This window comes from Campylobacter sp. DY7, assembly GCF_057802535.1.
The window spans coordinates 99,073-125,643 of record NZ_JBYJAU010000003.1; the positions used below are offsets into that span (position 1 = coordinate 99,073).

Genomic DNA, 26,571 nt, shown 5'->3' on the forward strand with positions numbered 1-26,571 from the left:
AAATCTTAATAAACTTTTACTTTCCTAAGCAAAACTCTGAAAACATAGCATCAAATAATTCATCGCTGCCAGTTTTCTTTCCAAAGATTGCTAATTGATTTAAACTTTCATTTAAATAATAAGCACAAATCTCAAGCTCACTAAAATTATCAATAGCAAAATAAATATTCTCACTCGCCTTATAAAAAGCACTAATTAAGTCGGTATTTGTTAAGACTAATTCATTATCTAATTGAGAATTTAAATAATTTTTTAGATTAATTTCTAACTCTTCAATATCATTATTTAAAGCTGAGATTTTAATAGCGTTTAATGAATTTTTTTGTTCTAAATCGCTTTTATTTTGAACTATAAAATATTTTTTATCACTATTTTTAATGTATTCTAATAAAGCTAATTCATCATCATCACATTCTTTTGAGCCATCAACTAAAAATAAAACAATATCAGCCTTATTTATAGCTTCATAGCTTCTTTTAATACCTAGTTCTTCAATAAAATCATCACTTTTTCTAATACCTGCAGTATCTACAAGCTTAATAAAATGTCCGTGATAATTTAAATATTCTTCAATGCTATCTCTAGTAGTTCCAGCAATATCACTTACAATTGCTCTATTAAATGATAGTAATGCATTTAATAATGAGCTTTTACCTACATTTGGCTTACCTATGATTGCTAGATTAAAGCCTTCTATTAAACCACGCTTTTTTTCACTTCTTGCAGCGATATTTTCTAATTCTTTAGCATTTTTTAATAATTTAGCCTTAGCATTATCTAAAATATCTAATGGCAAATCATCATCAGCATAATCAATGGCAGTTTCAAGATAAGCTAATGTTTTTATAAGCTCATCTTGAGTATTAATAATAAGCTCTTTGAATGCTCCATCAATATTTTTTGAAATAATTTTTCTAGCGTTTTCACTTTTTGCTGCTATTAATTCATTTATTAAAAGAGCTTTTTCTAAACTCATTTTATTATTCATACAAGCTCTTTTACTAAACTCACCTGCTCTTGCAAACCTTGCACCTAATTTATTTAAAATCATCAATATATTTTGTGCATTTGTAAAACCGCCATGTATTTGAAACTCAACACAATCTTCTCCAGTAAAAGAAAATGGGGCTTTAAAATATATTACAATCCCTTCATCTACAAATTCATTTTCATAAAACAATTTAAAAAAATGTGCGTAACGAGGATTGTTTTTTAGTTTATCACTATTTTTATCGCTTAATAAACCTGAAGCTATTTGTAATGCTTGTTCTCCACTAAGCCTAATAATACTAATAGCACCATTTCCACTAGCACTAGCAAGTGCAACGATAGTGCTATTCATTGTTTTTTAAATTCTCCATAAATTGCTATATATCTTCCTTGTGAGCTATCTTTTATCACTATATTTTTATGAGAAAATTCTTTTAATAGTTCTTCATAAACAAGATTTAATAAGCTAGTCTCAAGTGGTCTTGTTTGTGCTTTTCCGATTTCATTTATTTTAGTTTTTACTTCAATTAAATGCTTTTCTAAATTCTCTCTTAATTTTGCTAAAACTCCACAAATCTCAACTCTTGCATGAAGTGTATATTTAATACTAATTAAATGATTGATTATTGTATCTAAAGCTTTATATTTATGAGCATCTTTTCCTATTATGCTTTCATAAGAATTAGTGATAAATTCAACATTTACGCTATTTTCATTAGCTGGAGTAACTTTGATTTCTTTTATATCAAAATAATCATTGCAAAATATATTTTCTAAATCATTTTTGATATTTTCTAAAACACTTGCTTCTATTTTTTTCTTTACTTTTACTTCAATAATCGCATCTTTTTTAAAAAATCCTAAAAAACCAGCCTTTGGCAACTGAATGATTTCATATTCTAATTCTCTAATAGAGCAATTAGTTTCTTTAATTGCTCTATCTATTGCACCTTCTAAAGTTTTATCAATTATTTGCATTCTTTCCTTCTTTTTGTGAAAAAATTCTATTTACAAACCATTGTTGAACTAACGAGAATGTATTATTTACACACCAATATAATGTAAGTCCTGCAGGAAAATTAATAAAGAATATTACAAATATTAATGGTAAAAATTTCATAATCTTAGCTTGTGTTGGATCTTGTATAGTCATAGGAGTTATAACTTGTTGTAAAAACATAGTTGCACCCATATAAATAGGTAAGATATAGTATGGATCATGAATAGCTAAGTCATTAATCCATAAAGCCCAAGGAGCAGCTTTTAATTCAATAGCGTTTAATAATACTCTATATATTGCAAAAAATATAGGAATTTGAATTAGGATAGGCAAACATCCTCCTAAAGGATTTGCTTTATGTTTTTTATAAAGCTCCATCATATGCATTTGCATTTTTTGTGGATTGCCTTTGTATTTTTCTTGAATTTCTTTAATTTTTGGCGCTAGAACTTTTAATTTTTGCATTGAAACCATACTTTTATAAGTCGGATATGTAAGACAAATTCTAACAACAATTGTAAGAATTACAATAGACCAACCCCAGTTACCTACATGTGAATGTATAAAACTTAAAAAAGCAAACATAGGCTTAGCAATAAATGTAAACCAACCATATTCAACTACATTTGTAAGTTTTTCGTTTACTGACTCAAGTATTTTATGCTCTTTTGGTCCTATATAAGCATTAAAAGTTTCGTTACCACTAGCTACAATATAACCTACTGATAAATCTTTATGATTTTTTAACACAACTTTAAATGGCTTTTCAAAATTATAAAATGTGCTTGTGTAATATCTATCTGAAAAAGCCGCTATAACAGCATCATTTTCTGTTCTTTCATCATTTACTTTTATATCGCCATCTTCATAGTCTGTTTTTGTATCATCATTTTTATAAATCATAGCCCCATGAACTGTTAAAGTATCTGCTAAAACATTTGGACGCTCACCTGGAGTTATTACATAATCTCTTAATTTATTATCACTAAAAGAAATATTTACTTGATAAAAACCATCTTCTTTAAATTTAATAGTTTTGCTAACTACAACACCATTAACATCTTTAGTTAATACAAGCTCTTCTTCTTCGCTTAATTTGCTTTTGTTTGCACTAAAAGGAATTTTGTTAAACTCTTTATTAAACTCACTATCATAAAAAGCAATCGCTAAAGGATACAAACTAGCATTCTTATCAATTAAATCAATCGCTTCATTTTTGTCGCTTAAAAATCTTTCATCTTTTAAAATAAAATTGCTAATCTCACCATTTTCATTGATTTTTGCATCAAAGTGCTTACCTATAATTTCAGCTATAATTTTTTCACTTTTCGCTACTTCCATACTTTGTAATGGCTTAGCATTAGATATAGGGTTAGCTACACTAATTTCTTCGCTTTGAACTGGTTTTTGTGTTTGGGTTGGTTTTGGGATTAAAAAATCATAACCTATGAAAAATAGCATAGATAACACTATCGCTATTATAAGCCTTTTTTGTTGTGTCATATTATCAAACATAATTGTCCTTTATTTGAATATTACTTTTACTATATAATAAAATTGTTTATCTTTTGGAACAAAAATAGTTTTAAGTTTTTGTATCTTATTTTGATTTGTAAAAATCATTATAGGTTTATTTTTAAGCTTTATAGTAGGATAATCAAACCCACCTACAAATAACTGATTACACCTTAATAATCTTAGAAATGTTAATAAAATAGCTTTAAAAAAATTATTATATTGAAGTTGAATAATTGCATATTGAGAGCAAGTAGGATAATATCTACAAGATTTAGGCTTTAAAGGACTTAAAAAGTATCTATAAAATTCAACTAACTTAACAGCTAAATATCTATGCATTTCATTCCCTTAAGCACCCTAACCTTTTAAGACTCCACTTAATATTCTTTTCTAATTCAAAATAACTTAAATCACTAAAACCTTTTTTTGCTACAAATATGTAATAACCGCTGTTTAAATTAGGATAATGTTGTAAAAATAGAGCTCTTAATAATCTTTTAGTTCTATTTCTTACAACTGCACATCCTACTTTTTTACTTGCGATTACTGCAAGTTTTTTAACCTCACTAGGCTCGTAATAAATCACGCAGTTTTTTGCAAACCACTTTGAGCCGTTTTTATAAAGTCTAGCAAAATCTTTAGAATCATTAATGCTAGAAAAGTCTTTTAGATTGCTAATCTTCTTCTACCTTTAGCGCGTCTTGCGTTGATTACTTTGCGACCATTTTTAGTCTTCATTCTTACACGAAATCCATGAGTTCTCTTACGAGGTGTATTGTGTGGTTGATAAGTTCTTTTTGGCATTTTTCTTCCTTAAATAAAAAAATTAAACGCATATTCTATCACAAATAACTTAATTAATTTTAAGTATTTTTATATAAAATTGATTTTATGGATAAAAAAACATATTTAAATTACTTAAAATTATTCGGATTTTCCTTTTATAACGATGATTTATATATTGATAAAAGTTTTAAGATAAATAATATTAATGATTGTAAATTATGTAATTTATATAAGTTAAAAGAAAATTTTTATAAAAACCAGACAAAAAAAGCAAAAATTTTTATCCTAAGTGATTACAACTTAGGCGAAGATTTTGCAAAAGAACTTGATTTAATACTAAAATCAAATCTAAATTTAAATATAAAAAACATTTATTTTTCAAGTATAGTAAAATGCTCAAACAACTATAAAAAGGATAATTTAGCTAAATGCTATCAGTATTCACTAAACGAAATTATAGAAAGTGAAGCTAGTATTATAATTTTATTAGGAGAAAATTTAAAAAATATACTACAATTAGAAAATTTCAATATTGGAGATATTATTTTTTATACACTTAATGGTAAAAAAATAAAAATTTTGATAAATTACAGCTTTTATTTTATTAAAAAGAATCCAAGTTATGAAATAGATTTTATAAATAACTTAAAAAAATTGAAGGAAGAAGTATGAGAAAACTACTCACTGCTCTATTAATTTGTATGAACTTAATAGCTGCAAAACAAGAATTAGTAAAAATAGACCCAGCTAAAGTTTTTTACATTAATTTTGAAAAAGAAAAATGCTCTGATGAATGCTTAAAAGACTTATTATATAAAGGTCTTTATATTAGTTATATTGCAAGATTTGATTCAAACGATGAAAAATTAAATAATATTTATGCAAAATTACTAAACGGAATAGAATATATTGATTTACCTAAAAAACATCAATTAAATATGATTAAAATCGCAATCGTAATGCCTGAAAAAGTAGTGAAATCTTATTCAAGTAATATAATTTCGCCTGCTCTAGCGTATTTAATCAAACAAAACGATAATGTTTATATGAAAGTTTATTTTACAGGCGATGAAAGTGATGCTAATTTATTACCTATTTTAAACGAATTAAAAGACTATTCATTAATTATCACAGGTTTTCAAAAAAATGGCATAAATACTTTAAGCAAAAACATAACAACTATCCCAGTATTTAACCCATTAGCAAAAAGCAATGATTTTAATATGATAGGCTCAAACTTTACTTTCGGAAGTATTGATTATAAAGAACAAGTTGCAAAATTAATCAATTTTTCAAATGGAAAAATAGCAGTATTTAAAGATGAAAGCCCACTTGCAAATAAAATAACTCAAGATATACAAGAGCAAAGCACTTTAGTTTCTCTTAAGACTTTAGAGAAGAAAAATCTTAATGTAAATTCGGTTTTAAACGAAGCTTGGAAACTAAATAATTCTAGTGTATTTTTCAACATTCCTTTGGTTAAAACTACTCTTTTAGCAACACAAATTAGAGCCTTAGGAGTTAGACCTAATAAATACTTTAGCACACAAATTAACTATCATCCAATGTTTTTAAACCTAAGTCAAGAAAACGAAAAAGCAATGTTTTATTTTGCTAACTCAATCGGAGAAATTGATGAAGAAATAGAATATATAAACGACTTATTAGGACAAAAAATAGCATATAACTGGATAGCGTATTCAACTAGTGTTGGGCTTGATTATTATTACCACGAGCTTTATACAAACAATAAAGAAAGATTATTTAAAGATAATTTTGTAGGAAGTGATTTGCACTTTAATGTAAGAATTATGAATGCAAAACAATCAAAATTCAGCGAACAAAAATAAAGCTAATTCCTATTTCAAATTCTAAAAAATTACAAGAATTTGAAATAGGATTTTAAACAATACTAAAACTCTTAATTTAAATCATTATTCAATTAAATAAACAAAATTACTTAACTTAAAAAAAGCTAATTCCTATTTCAAATTCTAAAAAATTTACAGGAATTTGAAATAGGATTTTAATCATCTGATAAAGCAACTGCAGGGATTAATTTACTAGCTTGTTTAGCAGGAAAATAACCAAAAAACAAACCTACCAAAGTGCTACTTAAAAAGCCTAACAAAATAGCCTCACTATCAATTATCATCTTAATCGGTGCATCAAGCAAATTAATACCATAAACAAGCATTAAAGCAATCATCACACCAATACTAGCAGCTACACTACAAAGCACAACCGATTCAATTAAAAATCCCGTGCTAATATACGATGGACTTGCACCAATTGCAAGCTTTACGCCTATTTCTTTAGTTCGTTCTTTTACAACCACTAGCATTATATTCATAACACCAATTCCACCAACAATCATTGCAATAAATGCTATTCCAAATATCATAAGTCCTAAAGTATTTGTTGTGCTTTCAATGCTTTTTTTGATTGCGTCTTGATTAAAGGTTAGGATTGAATTAGCACCTTTTTTAATCTCTAAAATTTGCTTTATACTACTATCTGCTAATTCGCTATTTACATCATCGTTTAATAACACCACTATTTGTCTTATATATTTTTTCCCATCAAATTTTGTGCTTATTGTATTGTTTGGCAAATATACTCTAACATCAAAGCCATCTCGCTCTTGCTTATCTTTTTTAAGCACTCCAATTACTCTTAAAGGCTGTCCTTTTAGATAAATTATCTTATCTAGTGGGCTTTCTAATTTAAATAAGGTTTTTGCTAGATTCTCACTAATTACACATACATTTTTTGCATCTTTTTCTTCTTGCTCGGTAAAAAATCTGCCTTCTTTCATATCTTTAGCACTAATTTGCAAGAAATTTGCAAAAACTCCAGTAGCTATAACATCAACTTCGGTTTTTTGATAAGTTACATAAGCACCACTTAAAGAGCTTTCAACTCCTACTTCTTTTACATAATCAAGTTTTTTAACAAGCTCTAAATCTTGATATGTTAAATCCTTTATCCTACCTGCGTTTCTATCGCCAAACCTTGAACCTTTATGAATAATAATAGTATTTGTTCCAAGAGATTTTATCTCTTCTAAAATATCAGCCTTTGCTCCATTTCCAAGCGATATTGTTGAAATTACTGAAGCGGTTGCAATGATTAGCCCTAGCATTGTTAGAAATGATCTTAATTTATTTGTGATAAGGTTGTTTAATGCAAGCTTTACATTTTGAGAAAAAAAGCTAAAACTAGCAATAATTTTATCCTTTAATTTAGCGTGATTTTCATTATTATCATTTAGCATAGCTTTATTAAAATCTTTGCATTTTTCATCACTTATAATCTCGCCGTCTTTCATCTTGATTATTCTGCTTGCGTATTTACATAAACTCTCATCATGAGTTACTAATATTATGCCAACTCCATTATCGTTTAATTCTTTTAGAATTTGCATAAGTTTTAATCCATTCGCACTATCAAGTGCTCCTGTTGGCTCATCGGCTAAAATAAAATTCGCATCATTTATTAAAGCTCTTGCAACACTTACACGCTGTTGCTGACCACCACTTAAATGAGCTGCTTTTTTGTGAATATGTTCGCTAAGTTCAAGCTTATCTAATAAAGCCTTAGCTTTATTAATTGCTGCTGCTTTATTTTTCTTAGCATATAATGCTCCCATTATTACATTTTCTAAGACACTTTGTAATGGCATAAGGTTATATCGCTGGAAAATAAAGCCTAAATTATCTCTTCTAAAGGCTGATTTTTCTTCGCTATTTAATGAATATAAATCAGTATTATTGAACGAATACTCGCCACTATTTGGCTCATCAATTAAGCCTATCATATTAAGCAAGGTGCTTTTGCCTGAACCACTTTTACCAAGCAATATTACAAATTCACCCTTTTGAATACTAATATTTATATCTTTTAAAACTTGCGTTTTACCATAAAATTTATTTAGATTTTTTATCTTTATCATTAGTAATCACCACTTCATCATCAGCACTTAAACCACTTGTGATTTCTATATTAAAATTATCACTCTTACCTAAGGTAATATAAGCTTGTTTATAACCTATTTCGCTGTTATCTTTAATATTTACATAATAGCCTTTATTGTCTTTATTGATATAATTTATAGGCAAGGTTAAAGCATTTTTTACTACATCTATTTCTATATTATTTTGAACATCTATTCCGATTTTTAATTCAGGATTGTTATTTACAAAATATCTAGCATAATAATAAACCGCTCCACTAGAGCTTACATTATCAATTACACTTACATCAGCACTATCAATACTATTTATAATAGCTTCTTTGGTGCTTGAGCCTTCACTTAATGGAGTATAAATTACTTTTTGCCCTACTTTTAATAGGTTTAAATCATTTTGAGATACTTGCATTCTTACTTCTATTTCATCAAGATTTGCAAGTTTTATTAATGTTGGAGAGCTTTGTCTTGAGTTGATAGTCTGCCCTAAACTTGCATATACGCTAATTACTGTTCCATCAATAGGAGCTTTTACTATTGTTTCATCAAGGCTTTCTTGCATTGTAGAAATATTTGCATTTGTTTGTGTTATTTGAGCTTTTATTGAGCTAAGTTTTGCTTTTGCGTTGTAATAGCTAGTCTTTGCACTTAGATAATTTTCCTTTGAGCTTGCACCTTTATTATATAAACTCTCTTGAGTTTTAAGCTTTGTATAAAGCTCGTTTAAATAAACTTCAGCAGCTACTAATTCATCTTTTAGGCTAGTTAATTTGCTCTTTTCTATTGCTAAGTCGTTTTTAGCCTTTTCATCATCTAAAATAGCAATAATATCACCTTTTTTAAGCTTATCTCCTAGCTTTACACGAAAATCTTTAATTTCACCATTTGCAAGAGTTGCTACATTTACTAGCGATGGCGCATAAGCTTTACCCACTGCTTCAACCTTAATAGAAAGATCCATAATTTTAGGCTTAATAACTCTAAAATTTTGATTAGCACCACTATCTAAATCAATCACAAAACTAAGTATAACAATAATAATTATTACCAAAATTATAAGTATTTTCTTCATCTTATCCCTTGTTTAATCAATTTTTGCTAAAATCATTTTTTAAAATATTTATCAAAAAAGGTTAATAAATGGCAGAAAACGAAGAAGTAGCAGCACCAAAGTCAAAAGGTTCTAGCTTAGTATTAATTTTAGTAACTGTTTTATTATTAGTAGTGCTAATTGTTGGTGGATTAGTAATATTTTTACTAATGGGAAGTGGCGATGAAGAAAAGGCTGAAGAAACAAAAACCGAACAAGTAGAGAAAAAACCTGCTAAGAAAAAAGGAGAAGTTACAGCTGATGTAGGAGTTATCTATCCACTTGATGTTTTTACGGTTAATTTAGTAAGCGATAGTGGGACTAAATATTTAAAGTGCAAAATTGAACTAGAGCAAAATATAGAAACTCTAACGCCTGAACTTGATAAAAAAATTCCTATTATTAAAGATAAAATAATTGAAACTTTAAGTTCAAAAAGTGTAGAAGAAATAAGCACAGGCAAAGGCAAAGAAAGATTAAAAGAAGAAATAATCAATAAAATCAATGAATTTTTAAATGATGGCTTTATTAAAAACATTTATTTTACTGATTTTGTGATTACTTGATGATTGGCTGCGATGTAGTAAATATTGCTAGGGTTGAGAAAATCCTAGCAAAATCTAACGAAAGATTTTTAAAAAAAATCCTTACTGAAAACGAAATAAAAACCCTAAATCATAATCCAAATTCCATAGCAGGATATTATGCAGCAAAAGAAGCAGCAAGCAAAGCTTTAGGCTGTGGAATTAGCGAAAACTGCACTTTTCATGATATAGAAATATTAAAAAATAAAGAAAATAGACCTAGCATTGTATTTAGTGAAAAAATTTTTAATAAATTTGGAGTAAAATCAGCTCATCTTAGTATAAGTCATGATGCAGGAATTGCAATGGCTGTTGTTATGCTGGAGAAATAGCTTGAAAAATTATATTGAATTATTAAAATATTCTAAGACATTTAAAATTCTTATTTTGGTGCAATTTATCACTTATTTTGGTGCGTGGTTTTCACAAATTGGTGTTTATACTATGCTTATTGAGTTTGATTTTTCTAAGTTTGATTGGCATATTTTTGGTTATGAGATAAATCACGAAAGTATGAAAAAATGGGCTATATCGTTTTCTGCTGTATTTGCGTTCTTGCCTACTATTTTAATGGCACCTATTAGTGGAATAATAATTGATGCTTTTAAATCAAAAAAACTCTTATTACTTTCAATTATCATTGAATTATTTTCTGTATTTTTCTTAATTTTTATTAAAGATGCTAGTTATATATTTATATTATTTTTACTAATTTTTATAAGACTTGCTGTTGCTAGTCTTTATTTTCAAACCGAAATGAGCTTATTGCCACATATTTTTGACAAAGATAGATTAAAACTAGCAAATGAATTATTTTCAGTAGTTTGGGCTATATCTTATACTACTGGAATGGCAGTAGCTGGTGTGTTTATTCACTATTTTGGCGTTTATAATGCTTTCTTGCTTGATTGTTTTTTATTTTTAATAGGAATAAGTTTATTAAGCTTTATAAAAATTGAAGTAAAAAATGAAAAGTTTTATTTCAAAAATATAACAAAAATGGCTAAAGAAGGGCTTTTTTATATTTTAAATAACAAAAAAATAATGCACTTAATCTTATTACATGCTTTTATAGGATTTACTGCTTATGATGCGCTTATTAATTTTTTAGCTGGATATGATTATTTAAATAAAGTTTATTTTTTTAAAGAGATTTTGAGTGCTGGGTTAATAATTGGTCTTAGTAATGCAATTAGAGCTTTATCACTTGTGATAGGACCTTTGGTCTTAAGTAAGATTGTAAATAATAAAAGATTGTTTTATTTTTTCATTTTACAAGGCTTAGGAATTATTACTTGGGCTTTGCTTCAATTTAACTTCTGGGTGTCTTTTATAGGTTTAATTTTTGCAGGATTTTTTACTAGCACGATTTGGTCATTTACATATACAGCTATTCAAAATAACTGCGATAAAGAATATTATGGTAGAGTAATTGCATATGTTGATATGATTTATATGAGTTTTTCATTATTTATAACATTATTAACAGGTTGGCTATTTGATAACAAAATAAGCACATTTTATATTACGATATTAATTGGTTCTTGTTTTATAATAGGTGCTATTTATTGGCAATATTTTATAAGGAAATTTAAATGCGAAAACTAATTTTAATAGGAGCTAGCACAGGCGGTCCTAGCCAAATAAAATACTTAATACAAGACTTAGAATTAGAAAACACAACAATAGTAATAGCTCAGCATATGCAAGCAAATTTTTTGCCTAGTTATGCAAATCAACTAAACAAAGAATGCGTATCAGAAGTAGCTCTTTTAGAACAAACTTGTTTTTTAGATGATAAAAAAATATATGTATGTCAGTATAACACTGAATTATTTTTTAATCTACGAGTAGGATTTAATGATGGTGTTTTTCCGTTTTGTCCTAATGTGGATTTATTATTTAATAGTGCTGTAAAACTTACTAAAGATTATGAAATATTAGCAATCTTACTTACAGGTATTGGAGATGATGGTGCTAAAGGGCTTTATGAACTATACAAAAAAGGCGCTAAATGTATAGGAGAAAGCGAGAAATCTTGTATAGTTTATGGTATGCCAAAAAGAGCTTATGAGCTTAATAATAGCCTTAAGCAACTAGACATAGAAGACATAAAAAAAGAAATAGTAACATTCATTAAAGGTAGGTAATCATGTTTAGTTTTTTATCAAATAAAAAAGAAATTGAAAATAACCAACAAAAGGCAATTGATTTTAAAGACGATAATTATGATTTTGATATGCTTTTATTAAAGATTAGGCAAGTTTGTGGAATAGATTTAGAAGTTAAAAAAACAACAATAAGACCGAAATTAATAAAATTTTGTATAAACAATGGCTTAGATAATTTTAAAGACCTAACTAACAAAATGGATTTAAATCTACCGATTAGACAAGAACTATTTGATTTAATCACCGTATGCGAAACTTATTTTTATAGAGAATTAAAACAACTTAATGAATTAATCTATATTCTAAGAGCAGAACCTAGCAAAAGAAGGATTTTGTGTGCTCCAAGCTCAAGTGGAGAAGAAGTATATTCAATACTAATGCTAGCAAATGAAGCAGGAATTAATAATATTTCAATATTAGGAATAGATATTAATGCAGAAATTATTCAAAAAGCAAGAGCAAGGACTTATTCAAAACGCTCTTTATATAATCTAAATGATAATTTGATTAAAAAATACTTCACGCAAGAAGGTGAAGAATATGTATTAAAAGGTCAATATTTTACTAATGCTAAATTTGAAGTTGTGAATGTATTTGATAAGAAATTTTTAGAATTAGGTAAATTTGATGTGATACTTTCAAGAAATATGATGATTTATTTTAACGAAGAATATAAATATCGTTTAGTTGATAATTTTGTTAAAAACCTAAACGAAGGCGGAATGTTCTTTGCAGGACATGCTGATTTGGTTCCAAATCATCACGAACTTAAAAAAATCTATGCAAATACCTGCACTTATTATGTAAAAAATTAGGATTAAATTCCTAATTCAAATTCTTTAAAAATTATTAAAATATTTAATGCTTTTAATACGCAAAATTATAAGGAGTAAAGATGAAGAGATTAAGTCCGAATTTGTTTGTAACGAGTGTAAATAAATCAATTTCATTTTATGAAAAGCTTGGATTTTGCGTAGAGCAAAAGATAGAAGATGAAAACAGCTTGGTGTGGGCTTCTATGAAAAGCTGTGGTGCTGAAATAATGTTACAAGATATAAATAGTGCTAAAGAAGAGTTTTCATTCCTTATTAACGGAGAGCTAAAGGCAACTTTGACCCTTTTTATGCAAACTGATGATTTGGAAAAAGACTATAAAGCTATGAAAGAAATAAACGCAAAAATCATAAAAGATATTTATGAGACATTTTACAGCACGAAAGAATTTGTGGTGCAAGATTTTGATGGTTATGTATGTGTAATCGCACAAAAGCTTGATAAATAGGAGATTATATGGCAAGTAGTAAAGAGTATTTGGAGTATGTTTTGGAGCTTTTTAATGAGCCGAATATAACTTATAAGTATATGTTTGGAGAATATACTTTGTATTTTAAAGATAAAATCATAGGTGGGATTTTTGATAATCAACTACTTTTAAAACCCACAAAATCAGTGCTAAACTACATAAAAGAGCCAACGCTAGTTTTACCCTACGATGGGGCAAAAACTAAAATGGTTTTATTTGATAAAGATGATAGTGAGCTTTTAAAAACAATAGTTTTAGCAATGTATGATGAACTACCAAATCCTAAGAAAAAGCCTAAAAAAGCTTAATACGAAAATAAATTCCACACTCCAAACAAACGAAATTTGTAGAATTTATTTCGTGTATTTTCAAAGAATTTGAAATAGGAATTTCGTTTGTTTAGCTTAGTTAAAAAATAAAATTAGCTTTATAAAAAGTGTAGCAAAAAACACAAAAACAACTCCAAATAAATTTGCAGAACATTTACCATTTAGGGCTTTGTTTTGATTGATGATATTTATAAATTTTTTAATCAAAAAATAATAATACAACTTACTAAACAACACTATGAAAAAACACAAGCTTGCTAAATAGCTAAAAATTATCACAAATATATGGTGATTTAGGCTTTTTGCAACTCCAGGCAACAAATTTATAAGGCTAAAAATCACAATAGCTGCAAAAAACGCTCCCCAAAGTCTTTTGTAAATAAACGCAAGACCGCCCAAAAAACCAGCCAACCAAAAAAACGGCAAATCCGACCAAGCCATATTAAATTCTTTTTTGTTTAAGCTTTTTTTAATTAGTGAAAAAATCGTTAAAACTTCTTTTGTATCGCACTTTTCTCCTAAAAACAAAACAATATGTTCTTTTAGTTTGTTGTCATTTTCTAATATTTGCCTAGTGCTTTTTGTAATTTTTATATTCATAAAATCTCCTAAAAAGGAGTTATTTTACCCCCCCCCCAATATTAAACTAAGCTTAAAGTTTAAAGAATTTAAAATCGGAATTTCGTTTGTTTATGCTTAATTTCAAATATACGAAATTTAAAGATATTAGCTTAAAAATACACGAAATAAATTCCATGCTAAACAAGTGACATTTAAGACAAAACCATTACTTGCTAAGCTTTAGTGATTTTTTGAGTTCATTTAAAAAAATTGTTGCGGGTTTTGATAATTTATCGTTTTTATAAATTAGCTTTAAATTTGAGCTAACCTTTGGCTTTAGTGGTATAAAACACATTTGCTCATCATTAATTAGATTATTTATGCACAAAGCATAGCCTAAACCTTGCTTTACAAACATAGCCGCATTAAAAAGCAAATCATAAGTCGCTACCACATTTAGCCTATCTTTGTTTTGTCTTAGAATGTCTGGCAATTCTTGCGTAAAACCTTGCCTTGAGATAATTAGCGGTATATTAAATAAATCCCAAGCCTCTATAAAATCACGCTTTGAAAGCTTTGAGCTCTTTTTTGCCAAAACCCCCCAATCATCGCTATGTTTTAAATCTACAAAACTAAAATCATCTACATTAAAATCTTGAATTATCACAGCAAAATCAATCAAAGAATTGTTTAATTTTTCTAAAACGCTTTCATAATTTCCACTAAAAAGATGAAATTTTATATTGTGTTTTTGTAGTTTTTTTGCTATTTTTGCTATCTTGCTAATGCCTATCGTTTCAGCACATCCTATATAAACATCGCCACCATTAAAGGCTTTTAGGCTCTCAAATTCTTTTTTGGTCTTATCAAACAAATCCAAAATATCACAAGCTCTTTTGTATAAAATCTCACCTTCTTTTGTAAGCACGATATTGTAATTTGTCCTTACAAAAAGCTTATATCCTAATTCAAATTCCAAATCCTTTAGCTGTCTTGAAAGCGTTGGTTGGGTTAGGTTTAGCTCATTTGCAGCTTTGCTAATGCTGTTTTTTCTAGCAGATTCAACGAAATATTTAAGCACTTTAATATCCATAAAAAACCCTTAGATATAAATTATTTTTATAACTAATTATACTTTATAAGTATTTGCTATTTCTAAAAATTAAAAGTAAAATCACAAAAGCATTTTAAAGGAGAAAAAATGATAAATAATTTTATATTTTTTTTTAATTTTATTAACTTATCATTAACCCCCCCCCCATACTAAAATACTATTTCAATCTATTTTTTTAAGGAGATATTATGAAAAAAGTATTTTTTCTAACAGTTTTCAGTTTTAGTGTTTTTGCAAGCAGTGATGCAATGATGAGTGGTTCGCAACCTATGATGTCAAATGAAAACATAGGCAGCACAATGGGTAAGAAATCTCAAATGATGAGTAATTCAAAACCTATGATGGATAAACCAATGATGTCAAATAAAACTAACACAATGAATGACAAAACTATGGAATCAAAACCAATGATGCAAGAAAATATGGATAATCAATCTATGTAACCAAGCTAATGCAAATAAATTCTTATGAGTTTATTTGCATAACTTATTAGTAGTATTCAAATCACAATAATATTTAATTTATTGTCAGAATAAGAATTAAGAGTATATTAATAATACAAAAAAGCTTATATCCTAATTCAAATTCCAAATCCTTTAGCTGTCTTGAAAGCGTTGGCTGGGTTAGGTTTAGCTCATTTGCAGCTTTGCTAATGCTGTTTTTTCTAGCAGATTCAACGAAATATTTAAGCACTTTAATATCCATAAAAAACCCTTAGATATAAATTATTTTTATAACTAATTATACTTTATAAGTATTTGCTATTTCTAAAAATTAAAAGTAAAATCACAAAAGCATTTTAAAGGAGAAAAAATGATAAACAATTTTATATTTCATAACCCTACCAAAATATATTTTGGCGATGAAGTAAAGGCAAATTTATCTTTAGAGCTTGCAAATTATGGTAAAAATGTGGTTTTAGTCTATGGCTGTGGCTCGGTAGTTAAAAACGGCATTTTTGATGAAGTAAATGAAGTTTTAAAAAAACTTGATAAAAACATAGCTTATATTGATAATGTTATGCCAAATCCAACTTTAAAAAAGCTTGAAGAGGGAGTAAAGATAGCTAGAGCTTTTAAGGCTGATTTTATACTTGCTTTGGGTGGTGGCTCGGTGTGTGATTATTCTAAGGCTTTGGCTGCTAGTATAAATTATGATGGGGATTTTTGGCAAGAGTATTTTATAAATCAATCTGAGCCAAAATGCGATGTAGTGCCACTTGGCTGTGTGCTTACTATGTGTGGGACTGGCTCTGAGATGAATGGTGGAAGCGTTATTACAAACGAGCAAACTCATCAAAAAATAGGCAAAGTTTTTCAAAATAGAAGAGTTTTTCCAAAGTTTTCAATCATCAATCCAAAATATACGCTAACCCTTAGTAAATACCAAATGGTAAATGGGATTTATGATGCGTTTAATCATATTTGCGAGCAGTATTTTTCTGATGATTTTGATAATGTGAGTGATTATGTGGCTGAAGGGCTTATGCGTTCAATCATCGTTGCTAGCAAAAAAGCTATCAAAAATCCAAATGATTATGAAGCAAGAAGCAATATAGCATGGGCTAGCACTTTAGCACTAAATACGCTAATTCATTGTGCTAAAAGCGGGGATTGGATGGTGCATATGATAGGTCAAGCAATAGGCGGCGTAACAAATGCAACGCACGGAGAAAGTCTAAGTGCCATAAGCCTTGCTTATTATGAATATATATTGCCTTATAATGTTTCAAAGTTTAAAAGATTTGCCGTAAATGTCTGGGGCATAAGCGATGATGAAGATGATTTAAAGGTCGCTTTAAATGGGCTAAAAGCTATGCGTGAGTGGATGTGTGAGCTAGGACTTAGTATAAACTTAAAGGGTATTTTAGATGAGAACTTAATAGACGAAGTGGTGAAAAATACCTTTATTTTAAATGGTGGATATAAGGAATTAGATGCAAATGAGATTGCTTTGGTGCTTAAAAATAGCTTGTAAAAGCGTGGTTTTGATAGGAATTTGGTTTATGTTTAGTGGTTTTGTTTATGTAAAGATAAATAATGTGGAGCTAAAAATCAAGCTTGAGCAAAACTCATCTGCAAGGGCTTTTTATGATTTAGTAAAAAGTGGCGATGAAAAAATAATCATGAGTGATTATGGTGGGTTTGAAAAGGTGGGAAAGCTTAGCCAAAAGCTTCCTATAAACGATAAGTTTTTTAAGGCTAAAGCACTTGATGTGATTTTATATAATGCTAATTATTTGGTGATTTATTATGATGATAATTCATGGAACTTTACTAAGCTTGGCAAAATTATAAATATAAGTGAAGATGAGCTTAAAAAGCTTTTAGGAAAAGGCGAAATAAACGCAAGGTTTTATGTAAAGGAGGATAAATGAAATACATTCAAGCAAACTCAAGTGAGCATAAACTAATGCATGAACAAGCACAAACCGCACTAAAAATCACAGCTAAAATCAACTCAAAATATCACGAACCAAAGGAGCTAAACAAACTTTTTTCTAAGCTTACTTGTAAAAATATAGATGAAAGCTTTGTGCTATTTCCACCTTTTTACACAGATTGTGGCAAAAATATCACAATAGGCAAAAATGTTTTCATAAATAGCGGGTGTAAATTTCAAGACCAAGGCGGGATATTTATAGGAAATAATGTCTTAATAGGTCATAATGTTGTGATTGCTACCATAAATCACGAGCAAGAGCCCAAAAATCGTGCAAATATGATACTAAAAAGCGTAGTGATAGAAGATGATGTATGGATAGGCTCAAACGCAACTATACTTCAAGGTGTAAAAGTAGGCAAAGGCTCTATAATAGCGGCTGGTTCGGTTGTAACAAAAGATGTAGAAGAGTTTAGCGTAGTAGCAGGAGTGCCTGCAAAATGTGTTAAAAAGATAAAAGAATTTGAATTAGGAAATTGATTTTAATAATTTTAAGTTTAGGGTCTATTGCTAGACCCTAAGTTAATTAAGAGTGATGATTAATTTTGTTAAATTCATCAATTTGCGTAAGCTCTTTAGAAGCTACATCGTATGCGCTTAGGCTAATGTTAATATAACCTTCTTGCACTTTACCAGCTTGGCTGATTGTTTCATTAAAGATATCTTTTTGTGTATCTAGGATATCATCAACTTTAACTTCATTTTCTGCATTTTTATTAGCTTCGTTTTTAATTTCAGGAATATTAAGACCTTCATCAGCACTTAAAATACCCTTATCAAATTCTATAAAGCTATTTTGTTTTACTACATTAAACGAATGGCTTACAGCTGGCTCTCCTACTGGCTTGCATTCAACACTTTCATAAATTTCATAGTGATATGAATTACCAGCTTCTCCACCAAGTGATATATCAAACTCGCCACTTTGTGAAACTTTAAATTGAGTATAAACTTTTTCTCCTGTAGTTTCATTGATTAGATAAACTAAAACATCCATTCCAGGAGTTGCACTTCCTTTTATAGCTGGAGCATGCTCCGTATCATAGCCATTTATTTTTTCTAATGGACTTAGATTATTGAATTGATAGTATATATTCTCATCAATTGTTATGCTATGAGCTTGTCCATCATTATGTGAAGGTATTTCAATATTAATAATACCGCCATTACTGCTTCCTTGGTTGTTTCCACTATCTACAATTATATCATCATTTGTAGTGTTATCTTGTGTATTGTCGTTTTCTAGATTTGGAACAATTGTAAATGTATACTCTTGTTTAGCACCTGTTGCATTACTTACTAAAGAAACTTTATAAGTTCCACTTTCCCATGCATTAGCTTCTAATACATTTGTAAAGCTATGTGTATATCTAAAGTTGCCATTTTCATCAGTTAAAACAATACCCAAATCTTTCCAACCAGCTGTTCCTATTGGTCCATCTATCTTTTCAATAGCAATTAAAATAGTATCATTAGCTGCACCACTATTTCCAATAAATGTTGGAGTTGTATCATAAGTATTGCCACCATTTGCTAATTCTTTTAGATTATTGAATGCTCCTGTTTCATCACCTTCATAAACTTTTACATTTAGTTTGTTTTCAACGCTTGGAACTTCTGGTTTTTCAATATTAATAATACCACCATTGCTACTTCCTTGATTATTATCGGTATTACCATTATTTGCATTGTCATTATTATCACTGCTTACTTGATTATCAACATAACCAAATACTACTTCGCCTTTTATACCAGAACCAAATACTACAAAGCTATAAGTATAATCGCCAAATTTATTGCACTCTAAATCTGCTGTGAATATAAACTTACCATCCATTGCAAATACTTCTCTTGTAGCTACTAGCTCTCCTTTTTCATTAGAGATATTAACTAATACTGATTGTAAGCCTTTGCCATTAAATTCTCCAACAAATGTAGGGGTTCTATCTGTTTCACTTTCTCCACTTTGTCTTTGTGTTTGACCATCTATTGTATAGCCGTTTTCACCTTCGTTACCTGTGTAGATTGTTACTTTCATAGCATCATTTGTAGTGTTATCTTGTGTATTGTCGTTTTCTAGATTTGGAACAATTGTAAATGTATACTCTTGTTTAGCACCTGTTGCATTACTTACTAAAGAAACTTTATAAGTTCCACTTTCCCATGCATTAGCTTCTAATACATTTGTAAAGCTATGTGTATATCTAAAGTTGCCATTTTCATCAGTTAAAACAATACCCAAATCTTTCCAACCAGCTGTTCCTATTGGTCCATCTATCTTTTCAATAGCAATTAAAATAGTATCATTAGCTGCACCACTATTTCCAATAAATGTTGGAGTTGTATCATAAGTATTGCCACCATTTGCTAATTCTTTTAGATTATTGAATGCTCCTGTTTCATCACCTTCATAAACTTTTACATTTAGTTTGTTTTCAACGCTTGGAACTTCTGGTTTTTCAATATTAATAATACCACCATTGCTACTTCCTTGATTATTATCGGTATTACCATTATTTGCATTGTCATTATTATCACTGCTTACTTGATTATCAACATAACCAAATACTACTTCGCCTTTTATACCAGAACCAAATACTACAAAGCTATAAGTATAATCGCCAAATTTATTGCACTCTAAATCTGCTGTGAATATAAACTTACCATCCATTGCAAATACTTCTCTTGTAGCTACTAGCTCTCCTTTTTCATTAGAGATATTAACTAATACTGATTGTAAGCCTTTGCCATTAAATTCTCCAACAAATGTAGGGGTTCTATCTGTTTCACTTTCTCCACTTTGTCTTTGTGTTTGACCATCTATTGTATAGCCGTTTTCACCTTCGTTACCTGTGTAGATTGTTACTTTCATTCCATTGCTTGGAATCTCAACAATGCCAGCTATTAGTTCTGAACTTGATTTATTTCCTACTTTATCTACTGCTTCAATTGTTATTTTATCCTTATTAGATACATTATCAAGACTTAAATTAAACTCTCCATTTGCATCTGAAGTTATTTCTTTGCCGTTAATAATAACAGTTGTATTTGGCTCTGTTTTACCACTTACAACATAACTTCCATCTTCTTGTGGTGTTCCTGTGATTTCTTCTAAAACAGGTGCTTTTGTATCAATGTTAAATTCTACAGTCATACTGCTACCATAATCTTTATTAAATGCAGAAATAACAAATTTACCCTCAATACCTTGCTCAGGAGTGAAAGGTAATTCAAATTTACCATTAACTACTTCTACGGTTCCTATACCTGCACCATCATAAGGGCTATCACTTATTGAAATAATAAGTTTTGTTCCATCTGGAATACCACTTACTTCACCCTTAACTATAATAGTATCTTTAATAGTATCATTTGCATTTACTAAGCTACCATCTTTGTAAGTAAGTTCTACATTTATCTCAGCTGGCTCTTCTGGTTTAGTTGCAACACTTTCAACTCTTACCGTATCAGTTTTGCCATCAAACTCAACTCTAATAGCACCTTGATCGTTTGTAGTTACATTTGTATCTAGTGTAAATGTGAAATTTCCATTCTCATCAACTTTAGCTATAACTTTAGTGCTATTTGAATCACTTCCTATAATATTGCTTGTAATATTAAACTCATAATCACCTGCTTTACCTGTGAAGTTTTCAAGCTTACCATTGATTACTAATTTATCGCTATCAACTTTAGCTAAGTCATCACTTACAGTTTCATCTCCGTTGATTTCTGTAATGATTAGACTGTCAAATGTAGGATTTACTGGCTCTTCCGGAGTTTCTGTATTTGGAATAGATGCTACTACATCAACACTATTACTTACATTACCTGCTTCATCTCTTGCAACTAAGTCAAACTTATCGCCATCTTTTACATTGTCAAGTTCGAATTTGAAATCACCATTAGCATCAGCTTTAACTTCTTCTTTACTTCCATCAGGTTTAGTAATTGTTACTACTGCATCTGGCTCTGTATTTCCTTCTATTACAAATTTACCATCTTCAGTTGGAGTTGCTGTTACACCACTAATTACAGGTGCTTCTGTATCTGCTGGCTCTTCTGGTTTAGTTGCAACACTTTCAACTCTTACTGTATCAGTTTTACCATCAAACTCAACTCTAATAGCACCTTGATCATTTGTAGTTACATTTGTATCTAGTGTAAATGTGAAGTTTCCATTCTCATCAACTTTAGCTATAACTTTAGTGCTATTTGAATCACTTCCTATGATATTGCTTGTAATATTAAACTCATAATCACCTGCTTTACCTGTGAAGTTTTCAAGCTTACCATTGATTACTAATTTATCGCTATCAACTTTAGCTAAGTCATCGCTTACAGTTTCATCTCCGTTGATTTCTGTAATGATTAGGTTATCAAACAATGGAGCTTCTGGTTTAACTTCAGGTTGAATTACATCTATTGTAGTTGTATTTTCATTAGTATTACCAACTTTATCAGTTACACTAATTTCTACTTTATTATCGCCGTTATTTGGAATAGTAATTTCAAAATTACCATCTTTATCTGCTACTACTTTATCTCCATTTGGAGCAGTAATTGTTGCTTCAGGCTCTGTTTTACCTGATATTACTATGTTATCATCTACAACTTCTGCTTTAGAATCTGTAATCTCAGGAGCTGTAATATCTACTATTGTATTAGTTTCTCCTTTAACAACATTACCATTTCCTAAATCATAACTAACTTCAACTTTAATTTCTCCATCTTTATTTGGAGCATAATTAATTGTAAATGAGCCATCTGGATTGATTGTAGCACTTACTTTATCGCCATTAATAGTAATAGTTACTTTATCTGTATTGATTTCAACTTTATTGCCATTAGCATCAATAGGATTTATTGTTCCACTAATTATTATTTCTTTATTATTGTTTATTGTGTTTTCAATATTTGAACCTTTGTTATCAAATATATCTACATTTATATTAGCATTTACTGCTTCAGGTTTAGTTTCTGGTTGATTATTATCACCATTACCTTCTTCAGGTTGATTGTTGCCGTTTCCTTCTTCAGGTTTTTCTTCCGGAGTGTTATTTTCATTACCTTCTTCAGGATTATTATTGCCATTGTCAGGGTTTGTTATATCTTCGCCATTGCCTTCTTCAGGTTTTTCTTCTGGTTTAGTTTCTGGTTGATTATTATCGCCATTACCTTCTTCAGGTTGATTGTTTCCGTTTCCTTCTTCTGGTTTTTCTTCTGGTTTTTCTTCCGGAGTGTTATTTCCATTACCTTCTTCAGGATTATTATTGCCATTGTCAGGATTTGTTATATCTTCACCATTGCCTTCTTCTGGTTTTTCTTCAGGTTTAGTTTCTGGTATAACAACGTTAGCTACTTCTTCAGCAACTTGCTCTAAATTTACACCATTTATTGTATTGTTTGTAGTAATAATTGTCCCATCAACTTCTCTTGATAAAACATCTGCATAAACTTCACTCTCGCTACCTGATTGTGCAAATACCACATCATTTAAAGTTCCTGTTGCAGTAGTCGCACCTGCATCACCTGCAGCAGTTGCATCAAGCTCAATTTCGCCATTATTATTTACTATATTATTGATTAAGCTATTGATTTTATCATCAATTGCAGCTTCATTTTCAAAGCTATCATTTGATAAAATACTCTTATCTAATTTAGCAACATTATCGCCTGCTATGTGTAAAACTCTGCCACTGCTAAGTTCTATATCAACACTAGCATTTTCTCCGATTGTTTTAATAGTATCGTTTAATAATACTATATCTCCTAAATTTAGTGACTTTTCACTAAGTTCATTAACAGCTTTAACATCGCCTGTTAATTTAATAATTTTTCCAGCTTCTGCCATATTTTCTCCTTGTTAATTGTAAAACGAAGAAAATTTAACGAAGTTGTATTAATTTTATTGTTTCCCTAAGGTGCAATTTTGAATAATTTTTTAAAAAAGGGCTTATTTGCCCTTTTTTTATTCACAAACTCTAGTATTTCCTAACTCACAAGCTTGTTTAAAATATTTTTTAGATTTTGAAGCGTTTTCTTTTATGTATGTTTTATCATTATCTTTTAAGCCTTCTTTATACATAAATCCAAGTCTAGCGCATGAATAAGAATCTTTTAAATCACAAGCTTTTTCGTAATTCTTAATTCCTAATTCAAATTCTTTGCTTTGTTCTTGAATAACTGCTAAGCTAGAGCAAGAATTACTATCGTCTAACTTACAAGCTAAATCATAATATTCTTTAGCTTTTTCTATATTGTTTAAATTTCTATAAACATTAGCAATTGAATTGCAAGCTTTATAATTATTATTTTTGCATTCTTTATCGCTTAATTCTGAAAAATTAGCTATTTTATTATTTACTGCTTGAGAAGTAATATACCAATTAGCAGCCATTTGACAAGCTAAATCATCTCCTAAACCACAAGCTCTTAAATACAAATCTATTCCTTGAATAGGGCTTATTTTATCAGCAATCTCAACACAAGAACTTGCTATTCCACCATTACAAGCTTTTAATAACTCATCTTGTTTAAATACTTTATATTCTGTTTTTTGTAAATAAGCATAAGAATCACAAGCACTATAAACATCATTTTTACAAGCATTTTCTAATAATTCATTTGCTTTTTTGATATTTTTTTCAACCCCTAAACCTAAATAATACATTTTTCCAAGCTCTCCACAAGCTTCTTTATTATTTAAGTCACAAGATTTTTTATAATATTTATAAGCATAAGAATAAGAAATCCCAGTTCCTAAGCCAAACTCATTCATTTTTCCTAATTTGTAGCAAGAATTAGCGTTGTCTTTATTACATTCTTTTTTTAATACAGGATAAGCTTTTGCATAATCTTTTGTATCATACAAATCAGCATAAGCTAAAACACATAAAAATAACAATAATTTCTTCATAAATCTCCTTTAAAAAGTTAATATTTGGAAATAATAAGAAAAAATCGTAAATGTTAAAAAGAATAAAAAAAGGGCTGCATTTAGGAGTATAGTTGAAAAATGATTAACGATTATTTTTAGCAACCCTTTTTAAAAACAAGGAATGCATAATTATATACAACAAATTATTAAAATAATATTAAAGTAAATAAAAATTTTATAAAATTTTATAATTTTTATATTTTCTATAAATTATTTTCTAAATTATCATTAAATAAATCATAATTATTTTTATAATCTTTTGTAGAAATATTAAAAAATCCTAACAAAGTGCTAAATAAATTATCTTGAGATAAATCAAAAGCTAACTTATTTTTATTTACATATTCATAATTCATCCACAAAATTGCTGGAATTTGAATTTGCTCTTTCGGTGCTAAATAATACGGCATTCCGTGTAAATAAAACCCATTTTCGCCTAAACTCTCTCCATGATCGCTTAAATAAAATAAAGCTTTTTTATCTGCATTATCTTTTTCTAAAAGCTTAATTAATTTAGAAATTAAATAATCAGTATAAAGCAAGGTATTATCATAAGTATTATATAAAGCTTCTTCATTACATTCTTGAAGTTTATTTGTATTACAAATAGGCTTAAATTTTTCAAATTCTTTTGGGTATCTTAAATAATAGCTTGGCCCATGAGAACCTTGCAAATGCACTATTATTAAAGTATTTTTATCTTTTTTATTTGCTAATAATTCACTAGCACTATCAACTAACCAACCATCATAATCTTTTGCTTTTATAATTGATTTTATTCCGTTGCAAACGCCTTTGCACCCGCCTGTATTATTATCAAGCCAATAAACATCTATGAAGCGTTTTAAAACACTTAAAACATTTTCGTAATTTTCAGTTTTAGAAAAATCTACTCTATTATGAATTGAAAACATACAAGGTAAAGACTGAGCCGTAGCGGTCCCGCAAGATGAAAAATTAGAAAAATAATGAACTCCCAAATCTTTAGTATAAAAATTAGTATCATTTTTAGCATATCCGCCTAAAGAATAATTCTTAGCCCTTGCAGTCTCACCAACTACTAAAATAAAAGTTTTACTTACATTATCATCATTCATTTTTGCATCAAGGCTTATTTTTTGTAGCTCTTTTTTAGGAGTAAAATACATTTTTGCTAATTTATAGCTTGAATAAAATTGATAAAAAGGAACATTGTAATACCTAATAATATCATTTGCTCTTAAAAAAGGTATAAGGGTTTTTGAACTAGCAAACAATATTCCTGATAAAGCAATGGTATTTATTAAAATCATAAGCAATTGAGATTTTTTACAATCTGCTTTAATTCTTAAAAACTTTAATAATATTAATGGTAAAACTACGCTTAAAAATATAAATACAAAAAAATGCCAAGATAAAAAATCATTAGCTTCTTTAATATCAGTAGCAAATAAGCTATGAATCATAATAGTATCAATTACTACACCATAAGTGCTTACAAAATACATAGCAAATCCCGTGCTAATTACCAATAAAACATAAAAGAAATATGCAAAAAATCTAAAAAAACATAAAATATTAATAGCTAAAAATATAAGCAAAAAGAAAATTGCATAAGAAATTAATAAAAATACATAATCATTTATCTTGCTTGATAAAAAATTAAGCATAGAAAAATAATTCATAAAAAATATATATAAACTTAAAATAAAATTAAATAATATGGGATTTAGTCTTAGCATTTACTACCTTTTTGTATAGTTTTTAGCATTATAAATAAGTAAATTTAAGGAA

27 protein-coding genes are annotated in these 26,571 nt (G+C 28.6%); 13 read left to right on the top strand and 14 right to left on the bottom strand.

From position 1 onward, the window contains the following. Positions 1-16: 16 nt before the first annotated feature. From mnmE to rpmH, 6 genes are read right to left on the bottom strand one after another with little or no spacing between them, the layout of a single operon-like run. On the bottom strand, positions 17-1,342 hold the full coding sequence (gene mnmE, locus AC1B00_RS03035) for a tRNA uridine-5-carboxymethylaminomethyl(34) synthesis GTPase MnmE (protein WP_488848035.1): 1,326 nt from the start codon (positions 1,340-1,342) through the stop codon (positions 17-19). Further along, on the bottom strand, positions 1,339-1,968 hold the full coding sequence (locus tag AC1B00_RS03040; RefSeq protein ID WP_488848036.1) for a Jag N-terminal domain-containing protein: 630 nt from the start codon (positions 1,966-1,968) through the stop codon (positions 1,339-1,341). Before AC1B00_RS03040 ends, mnmE begins: the two co-directional genes overlap by 4 nt. Continuing rightward, positions 1,955-3,505 (bottom strand): membrane protein insertase YidC, encoded by a 1,551-nt coding sequence (yidC, locus tag AC1B00_RS03045; protein ID WP_488848037.1) that lies wholly within the window; start codon positions 3,503-3,505, stop codon positions 1,955-1,957. The genes AC1B00_RS03040 and yidC overlap by 14 nt, the downstream gene beginning before the upstream one ends. Positions 3,506-3,514: 9 nt before the next feature. Beyond that, a complete protein-coding gene (gene yidD / locus AC1B00_RS03050; protein WP_336611754.1) occupies positions 3,515-3,847 on the bottom strand; it encodes a membrane protein insertion efficiency factor YidD in 333 nt (110 codons plus the stop codon). Between the two features lies 1 nt (position 3,848). Beyond that, entirely contained in the window at positions 3,849-4,187 is a 339-nt protein-coding gene (gene rnpA, locus AC1B00_RS03055) for a ribonuclease P protein component (protein ID WP_488848139.1), read from the bottom strand. Further along, complete coding sequence (gene rpmH, locus AC1B00_RS03060; RefSeq protein WP_214116499.1) at positions 4,175-4,312, bottom strand: 50S ribosomal protein L34; 138 nt, start codon at positions 4,310-4,312, stop codon at positions 4,175-4,177. Before rpmH ends, rnpA begins: the two co-directional genes overlap by 13 nt. Before the next feature lie 87 nt (positions 4,313-4,399). Between rpmH and AC1B00_RS03065 the strand changes: the two genes are divergently transcribed. Together AC1B00_RS03065 and AC1B00_RS03070 are read left to right on the top strand one after the other, a co-directional pair. Continuing rightward, on the top strand, positions 4,400-4,966 hold the full coding sequence (locus tag AC1B00_RS03065) for a hypothetical protein (protein ID WP_488848038.1): 567 nt from the start codon (positions 4,400-4,402) through the stop codon (positions 4,964-4,966). Further along, entirely contained in the window at positions 4,963-6,144 is a 1,182-nt protein-coding gene (locus AC1B00_RS03070; protein ID WP_488848039.1) for a hypothetical protein, read from the top strand. The genes AC1B00_RS03065 and AC1B00_RS03070 overlap by 4 nt, the downstream gene beginning before the upstream one ends. A 176-nt stretch (positions 6,145-6,320) precedes the next feature. Here AC1B00_RS03070 and AC1B00_RS03075 read toward each other — a convergent pair whose 3' ends face one another. Beyond that, positions 6,321-8,249, bottom strand: coding sequence for an ABC transporter permease (locus tag AC1B00_RS03075; RefSeq protein ID WP_488848040.1), 1,929 nt, complete (start codon positions 8,247-8,249; stop codon positions 6,321-6,323). Then, positions 8,224-9,336, bottom strand: coding sequence for an efflux RND transporter periplasmic adaptor subunit (locus tag AC1B00_RS03080; protein ID WP_488848041.1), 1,113 nt, complete (start codon positions 9,334-9,336; stop codon positions 8,224-8,226). Before AC1B00_RS03080 ends, AC1B00_RS03075 begins: the two co-directional genes overlap by 26 nt. 68 nt (positions 9,337-9,404) lie before the next feature. Between AC1B00_RS03080 and fliL the strand changes: the two genes are divergently transcribed. The 7 genes from fliL to AC1B00_RS03115 all read left to right on the top strand — a co-directional run bounded on the left by fliL (position 9,405) and on the right by AC1B00_RS03115 (position 13,720). After that, on the top strand, positions 9,405-9,920 hold the full coding sequence (gene fliL, locus AC1B00_RS03085; protein ID WP_239818179.1) for a flagellar basal body-associated protein FliL: 516 nt from the start codon (positions 9,405-9,407) through the stop codon (positions 9,918-9,920). Continuing rightward, positions 9,920-10,270: a holo-ACP synthase gene (gene acpS, locus AC1B00_RS03090; protein WP_336611749.1), complete on the top strand. Its 351-nt coding sequence runs from the start codon at positions 9,920-9,922 to the stop codon at positions 10,268-10,270. The genes fliL and acpS overlap by 1 nt, the downstream gene beginning before the upstream one ends. A gap of 1 nt (position 10,271) precedes the next feature. After that, a complete protein-coding gene (locus AC1B00_RS03095) occupies positions 10,272-11,546 on the top strand; it encodes an MFS transporter (protein WP_239818177.1) in 1,275 nt (424 codons plus the stop codon). Beyond that, a complete protein-coding gene (locus tag AC1B00_RS03100; RefSeq protein ID WP_239818176.1) occupies positions 11,534-12,088 on the top strand; it encodes a CheB methylesterase domain-containing protein in 555 nt (184 codons plus the stop codon). The genes AC1B00_RS03095 and AC1B00_RS03100 overlap by 13 nt, the downstream gene beginning before the upstream one ends. 2 nt (positions 12,089-12,090) lie before the next feature. After that, positions 12,091-12,924 (top strand): CheR family methyltransferase, encoded by an 834-nt coding sequence (locus tag AC1B00_RS03105; protein ID WP_239818175.1) that lies wholly within the window; start codon positions 12,091-12,093, stop codon positions 12,922-12,924. Between the two features lie 80 nt (positions 12,925-13,004). After that, the gene (locus AC1B00_RS03110; protein WP_488848043.1) at positions 13,005-13,391 is read left to right on the top strand and encodes a VOC family protein; all 387 of its coding nucleotides are present in this window, start codon (positions 13,005-13,007) and stop codon (positions 13,389-13,391) included. An 8-nt stretch (positions 13,392-13,399) separates the two neighbouring features. Beyond that, entirely contained in the window at positions 13,400-13,720 is a 321-nt protein-coding gene (locus tag AC1B00_RS03115; RefSeq protein ID WP_488848044.1) for a TfoX/Sxy family protein, read from the top strand. A gap of 96 nt (positions 13,721-13,816) precedes the next feature. Here AC1B00_RS03115 and AC1B00_RS03120 read toward each other — a convergent pair whose 3' ends face one another. Both AC1B00_RS03120 and AC1B00_RS03125 read right to left on the bottom strand, forming a co-directional pair. Continuing rightward, positions 13,817-14,341, bottom strand: coding sequence for a hypothetical protein (locus AC1B00_RS03120; RefSeq protein ID WP_488848045.1), 525 nt, complete (start codon positions 14,339-14,341; stop codon positions 13,817-13,819). Between the two features lie 187 nt (positions 14,342-14,528). Further along, on the bottom strand, positions 14,529-15,395 hold the full coding sequence (locus AC1B00_RS03125; RefSeq protein ID WP_488848046.1) for a LysR family transcriptional regulator: 867 nt from the start codon (positions 15,393-15,395) through the stop codon (positions 14,529-14,531). A gap of 209 nt (positions 15,396-15,604) precedes the next feature. Here AC1B00_RS03125 and AC1B00_RS03130 point away from each other — a divergent pair, with 209 nt between their 5' ends. After that, the gene (locus AC1B00_RS03130) at positions 15,605-15,859 is read left to right on the top strand and encodes a hypothetical protein (RefSeq protein ID WP_488848048.1); all 255 of its coding nucleotides are present in this window, start codon (positions 15,605-15,607) and stop codon (positions 15,857-15,859) included. A gap of 73 nt (positions 15,860-15,932) precedes the next feature. On the opposite strand, the gene AC1B00_RS03135 is transcribed toward AC1B00_RS03130, so the two are convergent. After that, entirely contained in the window at positions 15,933-16,121 is a 189-nt protein-coding gene (locus AC1B00_RS03135) for a LysR family transcriptional regulator (RefSeq protein WP_239818169.1), read from the bottom strand. 108 nt (positions 16,122-16,229) lie between these two features. Between AC1B00_RS03135 and AC1B00_RS03140 the strand changes: the two genes are divergently transcribed. Genes AC1B00_RS03140 through AC1B00_RS03150 form a run of 3 tightly spaced genes read left to right on the top strand, consistent with a single transcriptional unit; the run spans position 16,230 to position 18,338 of the window. Next, positions 16,230-17,393 carry an iron-containing alcohol dehydrogenase gene (locus AC1B00_RS03140; RefSeq protein WP_488848049.1) on the top strand — a complete coding sequence of 388 codons (1,164 nt, stop codon included), beginning with the start codon at positions 16,230-16,232 and terminating at the stop codon, positions 17,391-17,393. Next, positions 17,359-17,793, top strand: coding sequence for a cyclophilin-like fold protein (locus AC1B00_RS03145; protein WP_488848050.1), 435 nt, complete (start codon positions 17,359-17,361; stop codon positions 17,791-17,793). Before AC1B00_RS03140 ends, AC1B00_RS03145 begins: the two co-directional genes overlap by 35 nt. Next, a complete protein-coding gene (locus AC1B00_RS03150) occupies positions 17,790-18,338 on the top strand; it encodes a DapH/DapD/GlmU-related protein (RefSeq protein ID WP_488848051.1) in 549 nt (182 codons plus the stop codon). Before AC1B00_RS03145 ends, AC1B00_RS03150 begins: the two co-directional genes overlap by 4 nt. Before the next feature lie 46 nt (positions 18,339-18,384). Here AC1B00_RS03150 and AC1B00_RS03155 read toward each other — a convergent pair whose 3' ends face one another. From AC1B00_RS03155 to AC1B00_RS03165, 3 genes are all read right to left on the bottom strand, one after another. Then, entirely contained in the window at positions 18,385-23,712 is a 5,328-nt protein-coding gene (locus tag AC1B00_RS03155; RefSeq protein ID WP_488848052.1) for an Ig-like domain-containing protein, read from the bottom strand. Positions 23,713-23,829: 117 nt separating this feature from the next. After that, the gene (locus tag AC1B00_RS03160) at positions 23,830-24,777 is read right to left on the bottom strand and encodes a tetratricopeptide repeat protein (protein ID WP_488848053.1); all 948 of its coding nucleotides are present in this window, start codon (positions 24,775-24,777) and stop codon (positions 23,830-23,832) included. 224 nt (positions 24,778-25,001) lie between these two features. Then, complete coding sequence (locus AC1B00_RS03165) at positions 25,002-26,519, bottom strand: phosphoethanolamine transferase (RefSeq protein WP_488848054.1); 1,518 nt, start codon at positions 26,517-26,519, stop codon at positions 25,002-25,004. Positions 26,520-26,571: the final 52 nt, after the last annotated feature.